The following is a 19107-nucleotide window of genomic DNA, read 5'->3' on the forward strand; positions in this document are numbered from 1 at the left end:
GCCAATTGTATTAAGTCTTTGTAATTTATATAAATTTTATTTTTTGATTAAGGTGCTTTGATAAATTCAATTGTTTTGTGTCTTTAATTAATGACTGAATTCCATTAGCTAGGTTGTTAAATTGAAAGAAAACAGTAGTAGGAAGTTGTATTTGTTTTTGTTTTTCAATGGTTTAAGTTGTTTTTCCAGGTTTGGTATGTGTGTATTTAAATACATACACCTTAAATCAAAGTTGTACATTTTAAAAAATATATTATTTGGAGTCGCTGTGTAAGTCATAATTTTATTGACCTTAGGCCAACAGGTATTAAAGTCTATTCCTATTGATGAAACAACAAATTGTTCATCAAAGCACTTAATGCAAGTATCTGTGGCCTATTGATAGATAACGTAGCTGGTTGTAGACAGTTTTTGTTTATGTCCGTTATTGCTAGTCTATTATTCATAAAATTGTTTTATCAACATGAGCATTTACGTTTTGACAGATTGGTTTGCACCTACTCAAATATCAAAGTTTTGGAAACACATACTGATTGCTTTATTGTGTTTGCCATTGATTGGGTGTGGGTCAGATATTAGTGTAGAGCCTTCTTCCCAAGAGCCTGATCCTGTTGTTGTTGATATTCCTATCGCTTTTATTAAACGCACTTTACCTGTTGACGAAGATGGTCAGCCTTTTGAATTTGATTTGAGAGAACCGAGTCAATTTGTGCCGGGCGCGGCGATTTATATAAAGGCTCGTGCTGGCGTTTCTGAAATTGAAGTGAATATAACCGATAGGGCATTTTCAGCCATAAGTGACAGTGACGCTGAAACAGAAAACGCTGTGGAACAAGTCGCACCTTATGATGTTAAGGATTTAGAAACTTCTTATGATTCCAATCGCCTTTTATTTTCTATGCGAGCCCCAGAAGACCCAGAACTTGATGAAGACGAGCAGCCAACTTGGAATTTATGGGAATACAATCGAGTAACCGATGATTTAAGGCGGATTATCCGTTCTGATTTAGTGGCTGAACAAGGTGAAGATACCGCTCCAGTTTATTTGCCTGATGGGCGAATTATGTTTAGCTCGACTCGTCAGCGCACTAACCAAGCTATTTTATTGGATGAGGGAAAACCTCAATATGCTGGTTTAGAAGAAAGCCTTAGGCGAACTGCTTCGGTGTTACATGTGATTAATAGTGATGGCACGGGTATTGAACAAGTATCTTTTAATCAGAGTCATGATTTAGATCCAGTAGTACTGCAAAACGGTAAAGTATTGTTTAGTCGATGGGATCAGTCTGCTGGCGACAAAGGTATCCATTTGTATCAAATGAACCCAGACGGCAGTGAATTAGAAATTGTTTACGGGCGCCATAGTCATAATCAAGAAACCTCACCTCAGTCTTTACAGTTTGTGCAAGCGAGAGAAACGCCTGACAATCAGATTTTGTTAAGTCTGTTGCCTTATGAGCAATCTAGATTAGGGACAGATATTGTTAATATTGATGTCACAAACTTTGTTGATAATAACACGCCTAGTGCAATGAGCCCTGGTATGAGTGGGCCTGCTCAACGTTCTGCATTATTCGACAATGTTGACATAAACAGTGAAATTTCACCTGGCGGATATTTTGCTGCTGTCTATCCATTATGGGATGGCAGTGGCAGACAGTTGTTTACTTGGAGTCAATGTAGGGTTTTTGAACCTGAGCAGGTCGTCGAAGAAACCACCGAAGAAAGTTCTGAGGAAATATCTGAGGAAGTATCCGAAGAGATTGAGGAATTACCCCTTGAAGAAACTCAAGCCGAGCGAAAAGTATTGCCATGTAATAATGAATTATTAGCATTGGAAGATATTGAAGTGGCGCCAGAGCTTTATGGCTTATGGATTTATGACCCAGCAGAAAACACTCAAACACCTGTGGTTGTGCCTCAAGAAGGTGTTGCCTATACAGAAGTAGTGGCGATGGAAACCAGAGCTGTGCCTGCTAACGCACAGCAAGCTGCTGAATTTGATACTGAATTAGAAGGTTTAAATAACGGTGCCTTACATATTCGCAGTGTTTACGACATGGCGGGGGTAGACACCACACCCAATGGATTAACCGTTATGGCAGATCCCAATCAAACTTCTGCTGATAATAGGCCTGCTCGTTTTATTCGAGTGATTAAAGGGGTATCTATCCCGGATGAGGACACTTTGGATTTTGATAATGATGGATTTGGCCGTAATCGAAATCAACTCATGCGAGAAATTGTAGGATATGTGCCCGTTGAACCAGATGGTTCGGCTAAATTTCAAATACCGGCAAATGTGCCAATTGCTATTAGTGTGCTAGATGTAAATGGACATAGAATAGGACAAAGACATAATAATTGGCTACAAGTGGCTCCGGGTGAAGTTAAAACTTGTAATGGTTGTCACGATCCTAACAGCACGGCTCCCCATGGTCGATTGGACGCCGAGCCAGCTTCTATTAATCTAGGTGCTGCATCTACTGGTGTGCCATTTCCAAATACCCATCCAGATTTGTTTGCAGATGCAGGCGATACCATGGCACAAACTGCCACTCGTATAAATCAAATTCCTTATCCAGCCGCTGATATTCATTATAACGATATTTGGACTAACCCTGAGCTACAAACTCCTAGTGCTGAGTTTGTTCTGGCTTATCAAGATATGCAAAGTGCTATTCCAATTTCAGCAAGTTGCGGGCAAGATTGGACTAATCTATGCCGAATTACGGTTAATTATCCAATGCATATTCAACCTCTTTTTGATTTACCAAGACAAGTGTTTGATGACTTGGGCGAGCTGGTCGAAGACCAAACTTGTGTATCTTGCCATAACAATGTGGACATTGATGGGGTGGCACAGGTTCCAGCGGGGCAGCTTGATTTAAGATCTAATCCTTCTACCGACAATGCAGACTTGTTGACCAGTTATCGCGAATTACTTTTTTCAGACAATGAACAGGAACTAGTGGATGGTGCCGTGATTGATAGATTAGTTGAAGTGTTCGATGCGGATGGTAATCAAGTCTTTGAAGTGGACGAAGATGGCGAATTAATTTTAGACGCTGAAGAGAATCCCATTCCCGTATTCAGGACTATTCGAGTAAACAATACTGTAAGTACAAATGGTGCTAGGTCTAGTTCACGCTTTTTTGCTCCGTTTGCTACTGGAGGCGCGCACGATGCTTGGTTATCGCCGGTAGAGCGTAAGTTATTAGCTGAGTGGATGGATATAGGTGCACAGAACTATAACAATCCATTTGATATTCCTGCGAATTGATCATGAACCAATCTTTCTTAAGGTTAATAACCTTTACCATAGTGCTGTGTTTTTCTTTTTTGGTCAAAGCAGAAACCGCAGACGTATTAATTACCCAGCCCTTTGTGAATGTACATACTGGGCCTTCAAGTGGTTACCCAGTGTTTCATATTATCGAAAAAGATGAATGGGTAACGGTTTTAAAAAGACGAACTGACTGGTTTAAGGTGTTATTGCCTAATAAACAACAAGGTTGGATTAAATTTGACGACCTGAGTAAAACACAAAGTGTAACGGGGGAAGTGACCTCCTTGTCTGATGGTAGTTTTGCAGATTTTTCTGAGCGCAGTTTCGAGTTAGCGGTATTCGCTGGAAAGGTTGACGCCGTTAATGCCTTAACTGTAGCTGGTACATGGGTTTGGACAGAAAATATTGCCACTGAATTAAGTTACACCCAGGCTTTAGGTGATTTTTCAGAAAATGAAATGGTCATGCTAAGGGTACAACACAGTATGTTTCCCGAGTGGCGGTTAAGTCCGTATTTTTCTTTAGGGGCGGGGTTAGTCAAAACCACGCCTAGAGCAAACTTAGTGCAAAGTGGTGACGAAACCAGAGACAGTGATGCCCTAGAGGTGGGACTGGGGTTTCGTTATTACATGAACCGTAATTTTTTAATTCGATTGGAATACAAGAATTTACTTGTGATTACTGATCGTGATGAACAACAGGAGTTAAATCAGTGGAATCTTGGTTTCGCGGTGTTTTTCTAAGTCTAGTATTAATCAGTATTAGTGCTTCAGCGCAACAAACAATAGGTGAGGATACTCAGGATGAATTAGATCGTCCTATGATCGTAGAGCCCAAAGTTGAACGACGGGATATAAACGAAGCAGATATCGATACTGAAGATTTTGAAGTGGGGATATTTGCTGGCGTCATCAGTATTGAGGACTTCTCGAACTCTTCTTTATTAGGTGCCCGATTGACCTACCACATCAGTGAAGGTTTTTTTACCGAAGCAAGTTATGCCCAGGCAACAGCGGGACAAACTAGCTTTGAGATCTTAAGTGGTGGCGCGCCATTTCTGACGGAAGAAGAACGAGACTACAGCTATTACGACTTGTCTTTGGGATATCGTTTTAGTGGTGAAACATTTATCACCCAAAACTGGGTGTTTAATTCTGATTTCTATATTCAAGCAGGGGCCGGGAGTACAACTTTTGGCAGTGATGACCGTTCAACTGTTTCAATTGGAGCGGGTTATCGTTTGTTACTCACAGATTGGTTAGTAGTGCGTATCGATGCGAAAGATCATATTTTCAAGAGTGAGTTAATAGGGCCTGAAAAAAACACCCATAACCTAGCTTTTAGTTTGGGGCTGTCAGTATTTTTCTGATTGAGTTGAAATTTAACGATTAATAAGTGCATGACCATTAACAAGGCATGAGTTTTAGTAAGGGCAAATTATGAAAATTGCAGTAAACAAAGTGATTAGTGTATTGGTATCGAGTTTCTTTTTAGTGGCAAGTATTAATACTTTTGCTAAATCAGAACATAAGCCAGCTCCTGATTTTACTCTGAAGAGTGCTCAAGGTGAAAACATGCGCTTGTCAGAACAAAGGGGAAACGTGGTACTCGTTAACTTCTGGGCGTCATGGTGCGGTCCGTGCCGAGAAGAGTTACCTAAAATGGAAAAGCTTCAGCAAGATTATCAAGACTTAGGTTTCACTATATTAGCTGTGAACGTAGATGAAGACTCCAGAAAAGCGAATATTTTGTTGGATGATATTAAAGTCAGTTACCCAATTCTTTTCGACCCTACAGCCAAACTTAGTAAGTTATATGATGTGAGTGCCATGCCGACTACGGTAATGATTGATCGCAATGGAAACCAAAGGTTATTGCACAAAGGTTACAAATCTGGTGATGAGAAAAAATACGCTAAGGCGATTAAAGCGTTAATACGCGAGTAATTTCATGCAAAGACTAATCAATAAAATTGTCAGTACGGCATTGCCTCTAATTGCTTTAACCAGCCTCACATTACTTAGCGGTTGTGTGAGTACGGTAGAACCATGGGTAAAACCCTATGAAAGAAGTAATTTAGCTGATCCAATTATGAGCCAATCTCGAAACCCAGTTACGGCTAGTTATATGAAACACGTATTGGAATCTCGAGAAGGTGCCAGAGGTGCTGAAGGTGGCGCTGGAGGTGGTTGTGGTTGTAATTAGACAATTTGTTCGGTTAACCGCCAGTATTGCTGTTTTTGCTACTGTTATTAGCGCTGGTATCGTTCAGGCTGCGGTATTACCTCAAGATCGCTCTGACGCCCTTTATCATTCTTATGAAGGTGATGGGGTCAGTATAGATGGACCTTCCATTCTATTGCGCAAAAAAATAGGTGATAAAGTTTCGCTGTCAGCCAATTATTATGTGGATAGCATTTCTGGTGCGTCAATTGATGTGCGAGCCACGGCCAGCGAATACATTGAAGAACGTACAGAAACGACTTTAGGCGCAGATTTTTTACATAATAAATCAATTTTTAGTGTGAGTTTCACGGCCAGTGACGAAAATGACTTTAAAGCCCGTTCGATGTACTTAGGTTTATCACAAGACTTTTTCGGCGATTTAACCACTCTGTCATTGAGTTACTCCCGAGGTCAGGATGAAATTGGTAAAACTGGCGATGAAAGCTTTTTAGAAGAAGCCGACAGACAAAAGTATGGATTGGGTATTACTCAAGTAGCCACCAAAAATCTTATTATGGGACTCACATTAGAAAACATATCAGACACAGGTTACCTAAATAATCCATATCGAAGTGTCAGGTTTTTGGACCCGAACGCTGCTCGCGGTTATCGATTTGTTACTGAAATTTATCCCAAATCCAGAACAAGTAATGCCTTGGCATTAACTGCCAATTATTATTTGGCACATAGAGCGTCTGTGTATGGTGAAGCTCGAGGTTATAAAGATAGCTGGGGCATACAAGGACAAAACATAAAGTTGGGTTATGTGCACACCTTTGGTGATGATTGGATAGTAGATGTCCGCAGTCGTTTTTATAGTCAAGACAAGGCCGATTTTTATCAAGATTTATTCACTCGCGAAAACCAATTTAACTTTATGGCTAGAGATAAAGAGTTAAGTACTTTTTCAAACGTTTCGGTAGGTTTAAGTGTGAGTTATGAAAAATCGTTACAAAGTTCTTCAATATTTAAAAAGTGGTCAGTTAATGGCGAAGTTGAACATATTCGCTTCGATTACGAAGATTTTCGAGATGTGTTAGCCGAAGGTCCAGTGGGAGAAGAACCTCTTTTCGCCTTTAATGCAAACGTTATTCGACTGTTTGTGTCTGTATGGTATTAGGAATCGAAATGAAAAATACACCTGTAATTTGGTTATTCAGTCTATTGTTTTTGTGCTCAGCTAATAGCTATGGGCAGGAGAGCGGTGATATCCCTGTAGCGAAACAGATCGAAGATCTAAAAAAGGAGATTATTGCCTTAAACCGTGACTTATTCATATTAGAAGAAGATTTGCTTTTTCCATCCAGTACTCAGTTAGCCGTTTATCTATCGGTAGACGTGGGCACTTATTTTCAACTTGATTCGGTAGAACTAAAAGTCAACAACAAAACTGTCACTCACTATTTGTATACCAAAAAACAAATATCTGCTTTACACAGAGGGGGTGTTCAAAAGCTGTATGTAGGCAATATTAATCAAGGAGAGCACGAAATCAGTGCCATTTTCCATGGTATTGGGCCTGAAAGCCGACCATACAAACGAGGTACTGTGCTCACTTTTGAAAAAGATGATGAAGCTAAGACATTAGAATTACAGATCCGCGACTCAAGTAAAAAGTTGCAGCCGAAATTTGAGGCGGTGGAACTTTAATTTATGGCTAATTTTTGCCAAAACTGGGCAATCATAATCAGAATGTTCTGGGATCTAAACGCTCATATTTTGATTAGAACTATATTTTTGATAAGCATGTTGGTAGCGCCAGTGTCTTTGGCATCTGAAGACGAATCATCGCAATCCAACAATGTGGATCACAAAACAGATCAAAAAAATACATTAGTTGATCAAATGTGGGGTGAAGTCTTATATGAATTTTATCAAGGTCATTCTCGTCAAGGTTTAGTGCAACTCGCAAAAAATTCTGATCTAGGTCAACATGGGCAGCAAGCACTAGTCGCAAAAGGTGGTATGAGTTTAGTCCACGGCTTAGTTACACAAGCTGAAGAGATTTTTGTGGCTTTAGCTGATGCTCAAGAGCCAGAGATACAAGCTCAAGCTTGGTTTTGGTTAACCAAGTCTTACTTTGATTCAGGGCAATGGCAAAAAGCGCAAGACGCAAGCCTAAAAACGGCAGGCTTTACTGAATTTTATAAGCAGCAAGAGTCGGAATTATTGTCTTATATGCAAGCTCAGATGCTGGTGGCACTTAGCAATCCAGCAGTAGAAGAGACGTTCGATAATAGTGCGTTTCAAGATATCTTCGAACGACTACCAGTAAACTCAGTTTATCGACCATACCTACTATACAATCGTGGTTTAATTCAATTAGAGCAGGGCGAATTATTTGACGCCATCGATACCTTTAAATTAGCGCAAAAGATAGTTGCACAAAGTGACAAAGTTAATTGGCGCGACTCTTGGTGGGGAGCTTGGACTCAAAAGTTTTGGGCGGACTCACAAGACTCTCTAAGTGATCCCGAGCGTGATGGATTAAATGACCGACTAAATCTAGCCATGGGTTATGCCAACTTAACTGAAGGCAGAACAGCTGAAGCGATGAACTACTTTGCCAATATTCGTCAGCATCAACAAGACAGTGCTAATGCGTTGTTAGGATATGCCCAAGCCCTTGCCCACGAAAAAAAGGTGCCTTTAGCTTTGTCTATTTGGCAAAAAATAAGTGTTGATTTTCCAGGCAGTATCTCGGCTTTACAATCTTTGTTGGCCATGGCCTGGCAGTTAGAGATAGCCGGTGATGAACAACAAGCCTGGGATAAATTACAAGTCGCAGAATCGCAACTGTCTCTTGCTAAACAAGATGTTTCGGTCACCTTTGAAAGACTAGAACAAGTAGACTTTTTAGACTCTATGCTAAGCAAAAGTGAAGAATTATCTGGTCGAGACCAAGAACAAGGTGATTTAGTACAGAGTACAATTCAAGTACAAACTTGGCCCAAAAGCCAAGTGGATATTTTACAAACTTTATTAGCTGGGCAACCTAAACAACAGCTTGAAAGTTGGTTAGAACTTAGTGAGGAACAAACACTCTTGGCGGTAAAACAAACTGATCTAGTTGGGTTTAAACGTCTATTAGATGAACGTAAACAAACGGCTATTTTTCGCGGTGAACAAGTGGCTAAAGCTAATGTTGCAGAACAGGTTGAGCTGCTACGGTCTCGAGTGGATAAACTTGAAAAAACCTTGCAGCTAGTTGAACAAAATCAAGATGCGAGTTTGTTAGCTAACGATACTCAAATCGAGCAGTTGAATCGATTAAAAAGAGCGAAAGACCGTTTATTGTCCATTAAGCAGGTGCGTGATTTGTCACCTAAGTATGCACAAAGACTGGCTAGAGTTGAAGGTCTTTTGACCTGGCATTTTGCCGATAATTTTGAACCTTTGTTGTGGCAGCACAAACAAACCATTGAACAGGCAAAAGTGTTGTTAGCCCAATCTGAACAGCGTAAAACCAGTTTACTCAATCGTTTAGCTTCACCCCCGTCATATCAAGTTGAGTATCAACAAATTTCCTTAATGCATGAGCGTATACAAGGGTTACAACAAAGATTAAAAGAGTTGAAACTTGCTCTTGTAGAAAACGTAACCAGTGAAGCACGGCAAGCCTTGTATAAAAGGACAGCTCAGTTAAAACAGGTAGAACTGAACATTCAATTAGCTAAGTTACGACTACAAGATAAAAACCGTAGTCAATTAAGTGAGGCTAATCATGGTTTATAACTGTAGCCAACGGGTATTGGTTTTTTCTACGTTTATTTTAGCCAGTCTATTTTTATTATCCTCCTGTGAATTGTGGCCAACAAAGCCATCTCTTGAGGAAACTCAAATCAATAAAAATGTGCATAAAGGTTTGTTAATAAGTGAGACCCTTAAACCCATTACCATTAATAAAACTAAAGTGGCGGCAGCCGATTTAACTAACTTACGAAATGCCTATGCTGAACTTGTGCCTCAGATAAAGAATCAAAAACAAAAATTACAAATAACTAAACGTCTGGCAAGCTTGGAAATGTTTCTGGCGGAACAGCAGCAGGAGCAGGGCGAAATCTCGGATAAAGGATATTATACCCAAGCAATTGAGGCCTATCGAAGTTTACAGCAACAAAGCGCACAATTGCCCGAAAACGCTCTTGGTTTAGAAGGCGAGCATATTGCCTATCAACTATCGAGAGCCCTTGAGTTACAAGGCGATACTCAAGGTAGTTTTGATGCATTACAAAATTTGATAGAAAAATATCCCAAAAGTAAATACATAGCTGAAGCACATTTCAGGCAAGGTGAATATTTATTTGCTAGGAGTCTATTTAAGCAAGCTTCAAGCGCCTATACCCAAGCGATTCAGTACCCCACAAGTGACTATTTCGCAATATCAGCTTATATGTTGGGCTGGAGTGAGTTTAAGTTAGAACGTTATTTTCCAGCCGTACAAGCTTTTGGCCAAGTGTTAGATAAATATCTAGGCAGTTATGCTTGGGCCAAGGGTACTTTGCCTTTTACTCCTGAATTAAAAACCGGTGAGCAGCGCTTAGTCAAAGACAGTTTGCGAATTATGTCCTTGGTGTTTTCGTATAACACCGCGAGCACTTTTGATGACCATAGTTTGTCGGCTTACATTGATAAAGTGGGCCCTCGCCATTACGACCATCAATTATTTGATAGTTTAGCCCAGTTGCAACTTAATAATGATAGGTACAAGGACAGTGCAAAAGTGTATTTGGCGTTTGCCGAACGTTATCCAGCACATCCCAAGGCACCTGGTTTTTACGTAAAACATATCGACGCGTTTATTCTGGGTAAATTTCCAAGTTTAGTGATGCCAGCTAAAAGAGGTTTCGTTGAAATGTTTGGTGTAAATGGCGAGATTTGGCCGAATAATTACATCGAAGAGCAAGCAGCGGTAAAACCGTTTTTACGTCAATATCTAGACGAATTGTCTCAATATGAACACGCCAGAGCACAGCTTTTGGTGAAAAGTTCAGAATCAAATATACCTCAATCAAATAAGCCTCAGTCAAATACAAATAAAAAACATATTGCTGCATTTACCTTAGCTGCCCGTTGGTATCAAGAATATATAGATACATTTACAGGCGAAGTAGAAGCCGTTGAAAAACGCTTCTTGTTAGCGGAAAGCCTTTTTGACGCAGGGCAAAAGTTAGCGGCAATCACCGAATTTGAACGTTACGCCTATGGTACACCGCAAGGAACTAAAGCACCTGAAGCAGGGTATGCGGCTATATTAAGTTACCGTTCGGCACTAACGGATTTGGCTAAGTCAGGTACTGAGGTAGAAACTACAAATGAATTACAGGAAGCTTGGTTAACTAGCCAGTTGCGCTTTATTGAAACCTTTCCAGCGGATCAAAGAGCAAATGATATTGGTTTAACCTTAATGCAAAGCCGATTTGAAAATAGTCAATTCGAACGGGCAATCAATGTTGCCGATTGGTTGTTAACTCGCCAAGTTAATCAACAAATGACTTTGTCAGCAAGTTTAGTCGCAGCTCATAGTTGGTTTGCTTTGGAAAAGTTTGCTGACGCAGAAAGTGCGTATTTATCAGTGTTAAGTCAATTAACAGTGAATGATGCTCGCTATGCGGATATGCAAGAGCGACTTGGTGTCAGCATTTATAAACAAGGGGAATTGATCCTAGCCGAAACCAAAGAGCTAACCCCAGAATTTGCACAAAAAGAGCATAATCAAGTTATCAGCAAATGGTTGCAGATTGTAACCCAATTGCCCGATACAAAAGTGCGCTTAAATGCCCATTATGATGTGACGACCTTGTTACTAAAACAAAAACAATGGTCTCAAGCCATTGAGTTAATGCAAGGATTTGCTGAGCGTTTTCCAGAAGACAAATTAACTGCCAATATTCCAGAAAAACTTATATTCGCTTATGAACAAAATCAGCAATGGGTGCCCGCTGCTGATGGTTTATACAAGTTATGGCAACAACAACCGGATACAGAAAATGGTCGGTTATCACTTTGGACGGCTGCAGAGTATTACAAAAAGGCTGATGTAAGAGAACAATATTTGCCAGCGTTTAGGCAATATGCTCATCGTTATCCACAGCCATTTGACACCGCCATGGAAGCTCGTTTTATGATGAGCGAATTTTATCTAGAAAGTAATGAATCTAGTAAACGTCGATTTTGGTTAAACAAAATGATCCAAGCAAATAAGGCCGCAGCAGATACCCAAACCATTCGTTCTCAATATTTGGCCGCCATGTCTAGTTTAGTGTTTGCCCATGATGCGGGTTACATTTTTGACAAAATAAAACTCACTTTGCCACTTAAAACAAGCTTAACCAAAAAACGCCAAGCCATGGACAAAGCATTGACTCAATATGATCAAGTGATGGCTTACGGTGTGGCCGAATTTAGTACTACGGCTAATTTTAAAATTGCAGAAATATTTCGTTCTTTGTCGAATGATTTAATGGAGTCTCAGCGTCCTAAAGGTTTATCGGCACTTGAATTAGAGCAATACGATATGTTGTTGGAAGAGCAAGCTTATCCATTTGAGGAGCAAGCCATCGAGTTACATGAATCAAATGTACAACGCAGTTGGAAAGGTAACTATGACTCTTGGGTGCAAAACTCCATCGAAAAATTGAGTGAATTATTACCCGTTCGTTATGGCAAGGTTGAGCAAGTAGAGGAGTTAAAAGATGATTTGTATTAAACGTTTTTTAATGACAGCTATTTTATCTGTAAGCCTAATAATAAGTGGCTGTACCTCTATATTTGAGCAACAAACTAAAATTGAGAAACAAGCGTCTAAAACTAATCAGAGTCACGCTGAAAATAAATCAGATACCTCTAACTCAGATCTACAAGTTCAATCAAAAGAAGCCTTGTTGTTAACTAAGGCTAATCGATTCAGATCGTCATTAGTGAACATGCAAGGTGTGATGCTAAATGAATTTAAGCAGGCAGTTTTAAACGTTAAACAACAAAAGTATTCACAAGCCTTGTCACGATTAGCGCCTTATTTAAATGACGCTAATAAACATTCGGCGGTATGGGTATTACGTGGGGATATTGCTTCAGCCCAAAAGCAACAAACCTCAGAGATTATCGGCTTTTATCAACAAGCCATAGCAGTGAATACAGACAATTACCTAGCTCATAACCGTTTGGCAATTATATTAAGTCGCCAAGGAAAGTTTGAACAAGCCCTTGGTCATTACGAAAAAGCGCTAGATAGCTGGCCGGCCTTTGCCACTGGTTATCTAAACCGAGGAATATTACTTGACTTATATATGGGCAAAAAACAACAAGCTCTAGAGGACTATCAAACCTACCAAGGTCTTATCTCTCTTACACAAGGTAAACCCAATAAAAAGGTAAGAGGTTGGATAGTGGATTTAGAGCGTCAACTTAAACGTGAACGTCAGGAAAAGGGCTGAGCAGATGAAAGTTATATTGGTTTTTTGTTTAAGTTTGATATTGAGTTTCGTGGTTAATGCACAAGATACTGCGCCGGTTAATGCTGAAGTTGCTGAGCCATCAAAAACGATTAACTCTTTGCCAAAAAAACCTTCGCAAATAAGTTCCACAGAACAGACACAATCTAAGCCAATAGATTCTGCAACTAAAAAGCTGTCTGCTTCTGTGAATAAAATTCAACTTGAAGCCACCTTCAGAGGTAGCCAAGAACAACCAAAAGTTTTAACCATAGTGCCTTGGCAATTACCTTTGTTTAGCGAGGTCGAAGGACAGGTGCCTAACTTTGTTGCGCCACCCCAATTAACACCACTTTTTAGACAGGGTTTTATTACTGAACAAAGAGTGTACGAAAAGTTATTCAAATCCAACATTAACCTGTAATGCACATACTTAAAGCAAAGTTGTTGCGTGATAAGGTGTATTTAATTTCTACTGGAGACAACTAATGGACACTTACAACACTATAGTGAGGTTCTTTCAAGAAGGCGGTTCGTTTATGTTCCCAATCGCCATTGTTCTGGCTTTAGGTTTAGCCATTGCATTAGAACGTTACATATTTTTAGGCAGTGCCTTGCGCAAAAACCGTAAAGCATTTAGCGAAATTGAATCTCTACTTTCTCAAAGTAAATATGATTCTGTGGCTAAATTAGGGCAGGCGGGCGCAGCACCTGTTGCTAGGATTATCTCAGCGGGTATTAGCCGAATGACCCATAGCCAACGTAGAGAAGACATTGAATATGCGATGGAAGAGGGTTTAATGGAAGCCGTTCCAAGATTAGAGAAACGAACTGCATACTTGGGGACTTTGGCGAATATAGCTACTTTATTGGGGCTTTTGGGTACCATTATAGGCTTAATCGCAGCATTTACTGCAGTAGCAAATGCTGATCCAGCAGAAAAAGCCAGTTTGTTATCACAAAGTATTTCTGTAGCTATGAACACTACGGCTTTTGGACTGATAGCAGCTATTCCTTTATTGGCGTTTCATTCGGTGTTACAGACTAAGACTACTGAGATAGTAGATAGTATGGAAATGGCAGGCGTGAAATGTTTGAACTTGTTGATTAGCCGTCAACAAGTTAATCCAAATACTCGTGCTAGTGATTAATAGAGCTTTTAAACATGCTTAAACGTAATCGCACATTAAAGAAAGCTGACGCCGAGTTAGACATCACTTCATTTATGAACCTGATGATAGTGCTAGTGCCAGTGCTTTTAATGATGATGGTTTTTTCACGTATCACAGTACTTGAATTAACTTTGCCACCTTTATTGAGTAACGCCAGCCCATCGGAGTTAGAAAATAAACAATTAGAGTTGTTGGTAAATGGTGAGGGTATGAATGTGTATTACCCAACCGGTTATTTATTGCAAAAAATCAATAAAAAAGAGGGCCAACATGATTACGCTTTGTTGCAACAAACGCTTAAAGAATTGAAACAAACCCTGTTAAATAAAGGTGCTGATAAAGAAGACATTGTCTTATTGTTAGATGACCAAGTCCCGTACCAAACCATAGTCAAATTAATGGATACCACTCGTTCATATAAAGAGGTGGTGGGTGTTGATGTAGTAGACGCAGAGTTGTTTCCGAGTATTTCCTTGGCTGATGCGCCAAATATTGTTGATGAGGCTGGTAATGCTGTTAGCGATGCTTTTAGTGTCAATAAAGGAGTCGCGTTATGAAGCAGTCTGTTCGCGCTAAACGCATGGCTCGCAATCACAAAAGGCATGGTAAACAAACCAAGTTGAGTTTGGTTTCATTGATGGATATTTTTACCATTTTAGTCTTCTTTTTAATGTTAAACGCATCAGATGTTCAGGTTCTGCAAAATGATAAATCTGTGGTGTTACCTACATCCAGCGCTGATACTGCTGCGAAAGAGAATTTGCTACTTTTAGTCAATCAAAACCAAGTGTTATTGCAAGGTAAACCAATGGGCAATATTGCTGACGTGATGGCTGATGAACAAGATGTTATTTTAGCACTGGTGGAAGAGTTGACTTATCAGAGTCAGCGCCAGTCCTTGACTAGTCAGGTGACAAACACCAATCTTGAAGCAAGTTCAGCAGATCCTAAACAAGAAGTGGCGCGAGCCATTACCATAATGGCCGACCAAGCCATGCCATATGAGTTATTAAAAAAATTAATGCAGTCGTGTGCTCAAGCTGGATATACGGATATCGCTTTAGCTGTTGAACATAAAGAAGACAATGCTCATACATTAGGTGACAGCTAATGAGTGTTGCTCTGGCTACAGATAGCGTATTACCCTGGTCTAGCAGTGATTTAGAAAACAAACGCTTCAGTAAAATCACGAGTGTTGTTTTAGTCATTACCTTGCTGTGTGCAGTGTGGGTTAATTTAGTTGAAGTACCCGAAACCCCTAGATTTGAAAAAGAGAAGTTACCACCACAATTGGCTAGATTAATTAAAGCCAAACCGCCAGAGCCAATTAAAAAAGAACAACCTAAGCCTGAAATTAAGCCAGAGCCTAAAGTAGAAGACAAACCTAAAGAAAAGCCACCTGAACCTGTTAAACCGCCGGAGCCGGTTAAAAAGAAACCAAAACCAGTGGTCAAAAAAACAGAACCTAAACCTGTTGTAAAGAAACCAGACCCAAGTATTGCTATTGAAAAAGCCAAGGCCAAAGCCAAACAATCTGGGTTGTTAGCCTTTCAAGATGATTTAGCGAATATGCGAAAAGATCTTAATCTTAATAATTTAGCTAACACTGACGCCATAAAAGGTGGCGGTAAACAAGCCAAAACTGAGCGTAAACGTATTGGTAAAGTGGTAGAAGGCAATAGTGGCGGCGTGAATACCGGTAACCTATCTACTAACATCGGCGCTAAAGGCGAATTGAGTGGTCGTCGCACCACTGAGTTTGTGGCACCAAATGAAGGTGTGGCTTCACTTGCCGCTAAACAAATAGAACGTGAAGATGAAGTTATTGGTAATCGTGATCTAGAAGATATACGCAAAATAATTGGCGAGCACAAAGGGGCTATCTATTCTTTGTATCGCAAAGCACTACGTAAAAACCCAGAGCTAGAGGGTAAAGTCACAGTTCAACTAGTGATTGAACCCGATGGAAGCATCTCATCAGCTAAAATATTAGAAAGCGAACTAAATGATCCTGCCTTAGAAAAGCGTTTGTTAAGTCGCATCCGTTTGATAAGTTTTAGTGCAAGTAATGTGACTCAAACTCAACTTGATTATTCCTTTAACTTTTTACCGTTTTGATAAGCTGAGTTAGTTTGTTTTTGTGAAAAAACCATGTGCTGCGCACACTGGGGCATGCGCTACGCTTACTTTATTCGCTTCGCGAACCGCAATCCATTGCGGATTTTCACCCAGCATCCCTGCAGGGCGATTTACTTTTTACCAACAGCCGCAAAAAGTAAACAAATATGGCCGTGCTCCACAAACTTACGTTATCAAAAAATAAACAGGCTCGTTTTTCGAACCGGCAATAAGCCGCTCCCAGCTATAAAAGATTGCCTTGTCCAGATATCCATATCTGGACATTCGACAAGCCTATTTCTTTTTAGCGCAAGTTTCATTCGCAAGAAAATCAAAAGCTACAGAGATAAAATTAAGATGTGTGTGGCGGCAATGAGCGAATTATAGCCAATGGTTCTGAGCTTGCTGCACGTCTGAAATGCCCATGATAATCGACCGTCGTGAAACCCTTTCGATGTTAGATTTCTTTGAATAGAAAATTAACTTAACTACTACCCCGATTATTGCGACCGCAATTATTGAGGTTTATTTAGAAAAATATTCAATTGGGGTTATAAGCTTCCGGAGAAGCCAAGGACGATGTTTTTTAGCCACTGGTGGCTAGCGAAAAACTCGGTAGTCATCAACATAAAAATGTAATAACCCAGCAGATAAGCAAAGGGCCAACGCAATCGCGAGTAGCGCCATTCAAGTAATACTAACGTTGCAACCAAGCTAATCAAAGCAATCTGAGATGCAAGAAGGGCGGTAGTGAAATCTGGGGCTATCTGTGGTGTTATCGATTCGAAAAATCTTATAAGCGCTGGCATGATTGGAATGATCGCGGTGCAAGCTATCAGACGCAGATGCAAAGCAATATCTCTACGACGTGCAGCCAATATAGCGAGCGCAAGAAACAGGCAGAACAAAGCAAGTCCAGTTACGTCGTTATAAAAAAACTTTATGGATAGCAGTGCTTCCCCAATTGCATCTAAGCCCTGGGTCTGGACCATTTGGCGTTCCATTTGAAGGCCGCTGATTACTACAATGGTTGCAAGGATAGGGGCGATATAGCCAATTGTTCTATGCGGTTTGCGCTGCCGATTTTTTATCAGCAGAGCTTGCACGATAGTCAGAAGCATCCAAGCGATAGCACTTATGCCATGAATTATCACCGGCACTTTATAATCTGCGATACCACTGAGGAATGTTGGCCAGAAGATGGCAAGGGTTAATCCAAACACTACCGTGAACCATAACCACCACTGCTGCATCCAACTGGGCGGTATTCTATTGAGGTTAGCCATTTTATTTAAGATACCTCTAATGAATATAACATTATAGTTAAAGGCCCAATTGCGCGTATTTCTACTAGGCGTGGTTTGTATTTCTGTTGTTTCATAACCTACCAAGCTATCTAAGTTATTACCAACAAAAGATTTTTAGTTTGCTAAAAACACTGGCAAGAGGTGACAAATACTAGAACAGGTTGTTTTCTTGAAAAATAACGTTACTACGACCTAAATTATTATTCGCGCTGCTCACCGCAATCCATTGCAGTTTTCGATTGGCGTCCATGCCAAACGATTAACTTTTCTTCAACAGCTAAGAAAAGTAAACAAAAGAAGCCGCGCGCAGGCAAAGTTCTGTTTCTATTTTTTATAAACTCAAAAGGCCGTGCTGATTTGTTCCCGACAAAACACCACTCAATTGGCTATCCATGCCAATTGTCCTATTGAGTTTTTAATAAAAAATAGCGAACTTTGAGTCGCGAGAAAATAAAAAGCTACAGAGATAAAATTAAGATGGGTTTGACGGCTCTGAGCGAGGAGCTGACCTTGGGGATATTCAGTTTATGATAGAACTACAGCTCTAAAGCGGACATTAACGCCTGCGTAATAGGCGTGAGCTTGCGAGCGTCCTAATTGACGCGTTTGTTAGCTGTGAGCCCAATCAACCACCTTTTTAATTATGTTTTTTATAAAGCTCTCTTGTTTTCCTGAGTCTTTTTTGATCTTGTTTAATTCGGCAACAAAATCTTCTTCTTCAGGGATCCCATGATCACGGATGTCGTTTAAGTAAACCTTCAAATTAGAGTCAAACTCTTCTTGGTATCTTTTGCTATTTTTCTTACCGGATGTAATAGCCCACCATATAAAGAAGAAGATCGTTCCCAAATAGACCACTAGAAACATCACTTTGTAAGCAGTTAGTTCTGAGCTTCGATCTAAAGGCTGTATTTTTACCCCCTTCTTTACGACTTTTGGAGTGATTTCTGGCACAACATCACCAGCAAATAGAAAGGTCACGGAAAAGTGGTCTTCTGGGTTGTCGGAAGATATATTGATGGTGTCAAAATTAAAGCCAACTGAATTTGAAGACAGTTTTGTCAATCTGTTGATATATTTTTTGTCATAGCCTTCCGGCCCTTGTGCGGCAACACCTATTAGGGAGTATTTTTTGTCTTTTTCGACATTCATCTCGAAAATAACATCTATGTCATCCAAATGTTTTTTTGATGAATTTTCAAATTGAATGGTTGCTACGCTAATGTTTGGTATGTCATTCCAGCTATTTGATTTATCATCTTTGTATTGAAATTTTATTTTACTAAACAATTCGTCTTCCAGCTGAACATAAGAGCTACGATCCCAAGAGACATATTCAATATAACCTGTCGCATCTTGAAGCTTATATTGCGCAAATATCCAACTTGCTAGTGCTCCAACAAGAGCAAGTATCACCCCTAAGACAAATTGTTTCATATATCCCTCTTTTATTATGTGTACAGCTAACGCTTATTATCGAGCATGTCGTATATGTAAATGCTCTGTTTGTATTTTACATTCGCTAAATTCATAACTTACCTTCTGATTTTATTGAAGATTAT

Annotated in this window: 17 protein-coding genes; 15 read left to right on the forward strand and 2 right to left on the reverse strand. The window is 39.9% G+C overall.

All coding sequences use genetic code 11. The features are described from left to right. Window positions 1–478 precede the first annotated feature (478 nt). From ACSHXM_RS09730 to ACSHXM_RS09800, 15 genes are all read left to right on the forward strand, one after another. Complete coding sequence (locus tag ACSHXM_RS09730) at window positions 479–3283, forward strand: hypothetical protein (protein ID WP_435688567.1); 2805 nt, start codon at window positions 479–481, stop codon at window positions 3281–3283. A 2-nt stretch (window positions 3284–3285) separates the two neighbouring features. Further along, window positions 3286–4032: an SH3 domain-containing protein gene (locus ACSHXM_RS09735; RefSeq protein ID WP_435688568.1), complete on the forward strand. Its 747-nt coding sequence runs from the start codon at window positions 3286–3288 to the stop codon at window positions 4030–4032. Beyond that, window positions 4002–4658 (forward strand): outer membrane beta-barrel domain-containing protein, encoded by a 657-nt coding sequence (locus ACSHXM_RS09740; RefSeq protein ID WP_435688569.1) that lies wholly within the window; start codon window positions 4002–4004, stop codon window positions 4656–4658. The genes ACSHXM_RS09735 and ACSHXM_RS09740 overlap by 31 nt, the downstream gene beginning before the upstream one ends. Before the next feature lie 70 nt (window positions 4659–4728). Then, window positions 4729–5235: a TlpA family protein disulfide reductase gene (locus ACSHXM_RS09745; RefSeq protein ID WP_435688570.1), complete on the forward strand. Its 507-nt coding sequence runs from the start codon at window positions 4729–4731 to the stop codon at window positions 5233–5235. 4 nt (window positions 5236–5239) lie between these two features. Further along, complete coding sequence (locus ACSHXM_RS09750) at window positions 5240–5494, forward strand: DUF4266 domain-containing protein (protein WP_435688571.1); 255 nt, start codon at window positions 5240–5242, stop codon at window positions 5492–5494. Further along, window positions 5481–6635, forward strand: a complete 1155-nt coding sequence (locus ACSHXM_RS09755; RefSeq protein ID WP_435688572.1) for a DUF3570 domain-containing protein — start codon at window positions 5481–5483, stop codon at window positions 6633–6635. Before ACSHXM_RS09750 ends, ACSHXM_RS09755 begins: the two co-directional genes overlap by 14 nt. 8 nt (window positions 6636–6643) lie before the next feature. Further along, window positions 6644–7165 carry a hypothetical protein gene (locus ACSHXM_RS09760; RefSeq protein WP_435688573.1) on the forward strand — a complete coding sequence of 174 codons (522 nt, stop codon included), beginning with the start codon at window positions 6644–6646 and terminating at the stop codon, window positions 7163–7165. 3 nt (window positions 7166–7168) lie between these two features. Beyond that, window positions 7169–9250 (forward strand): tetratricopeptide repeat protein, encoded by a 2082-nt coding sequence (locus tag ACSHXM_RS09765; protein WP_435688574.1) that lies wholly within the window; start codon window positions 7169–7171, stop codon window positions 9248–9250. After that, window positions 9240–12224, forward strand: a complete 2985-nt coding sequence (locus ACSHXM_RS09770; protein ID WP_435688575.1) for a tetratricopeptide repeat protein — start codon at window positions 9240–9242, stop codon at window positions 12222–12224. Before ACSHXM_RS09765 ends, ACSHXM_RS09770 begins: the two co-directional genes overlap by 11 nt. After that, on the forward strand, window positions 12211–12951 hold the full coding sequence (locus ACSHXM_RS09775) for a tetratricopeptide repeat protein (RefSeq protein WP_435688576.1): 741 nt from the start codon (window positions 12211–12213) through the stop codon (window positions 12949–12951). The genes ACSHXM_RS09770 and ACSHXM_RS09775 overlap by 14 nt, the downstream gene beginning before the upstream one ends. A gap of 4 nt (window positions 12952–12955) precedes the next feature. After that, window positions 12956–13372, forward strand: a complete 417-nt coding sequence (locus ACSHXM_RS09780) for a hypothetical protein (protein ID WP_435688577.1) — start codon at window positions 12956–12958, stop codon at window positions 13370–13372. A 64-nt stretch (window positions 13373–13436) separates the two neighbouring features. Next, window positions 13437–14099 carry a MotA/TolQ/ExbB proton channel family protein gene (locus ACSHXM_RS09785; protein WP_435688578.1) on the forward strand — a complete coding sequence of 221 codons (663 nt, stop codon included), beginning with the start codon at window positions 13437–13439 and terminating at the stop codon, window positions 14097–14099. Between the two features lie 14 nt (window positions 14100–14113). After that, a complete protein-coding gene (locus tag ACSHXM_RS09790) occupies window positions 14114–14677 on the forward strand; it encodes an ExbD/TolR family protein (RefSeq protein ID WP_435688579.1) in 564 nt (187 codons plus the stop codon). Next, on the forward strand, window positions 14674–15231 hold the full coding sequence (locus ACSHXM_RS09795) for an ExbD/TolR family protein (protein ID WP_435688580.1): 558 nt from the start codon (window positions 14674–14676) through the stop codon (window positions 15229–15231). The genes ACSHXM_RS09790 and ACSHXM_RS09795 overlap by 4 nt, the downstream gene beginning before the upstream one ends. Then, window positions 15231–16238 carry an AgmX/PglI C-terminal domain-containing protein gene (locus tag ACSHXM_RS09800; RefSeq protein ID WP_435688581.1) on the forward strand — a complete coding sequence of 336 codons (1008 nt, stop codon included), beginning with the start codon at window positions 15231–15233 and terminating at the stop codon, window positions 16236–16238. The genes ACSHXM_RS09795 and ACSHXM_RS09800 overlap by 1 nt, the downstream gene beginning before the upstream one ends. 551 nt (window positions 16239–16789) lie before the next feature. On the opposite strand, the gene ACSHXM_RS09805 is transcribed toward ACSHXM_RS09800, so the two are convergent. Together ACSHXM_RS09805 and ACSHXM_RS09810 are read right to left on the reverse strand one after the other, a co-directional pair. Next, window positions 16790–17524, reverse strand: a complete 735-nt coding sequence (locus tag ACSHXM_RS09805) for a hypothetical protein (RefSeq protein ID WP_435688582.1) — start codon at window positions 17522–17524, stop codon at window positions 16790–16792. Window positions 17525–18154: 630 nt separating this feature from the next. Beyond that, window positions 18155–18982: a hypothetical protein gene (locus tag ACSHXM_RS09810; protein WP_435688583.1), complete on the reverse strand. Its 828-nt coding sequence runs from the start codon at window positions 18980–18982 to the stop codon at window positions 18155–18157. Window positions 18983–19107 lie beyond the last annotated feature (125 nt).

The sequence above is a fragment of the Paraglaciecola sp. genome (genome assembly GCF_051252315.1).
In the GTDB taxonomy this organism is placed as follows: domain Bacteria; phylum Pseudomonadota; class Gammaproteobacteria; order Enterobacterales; family Alteromonadaceae; genus Paraglaciecola.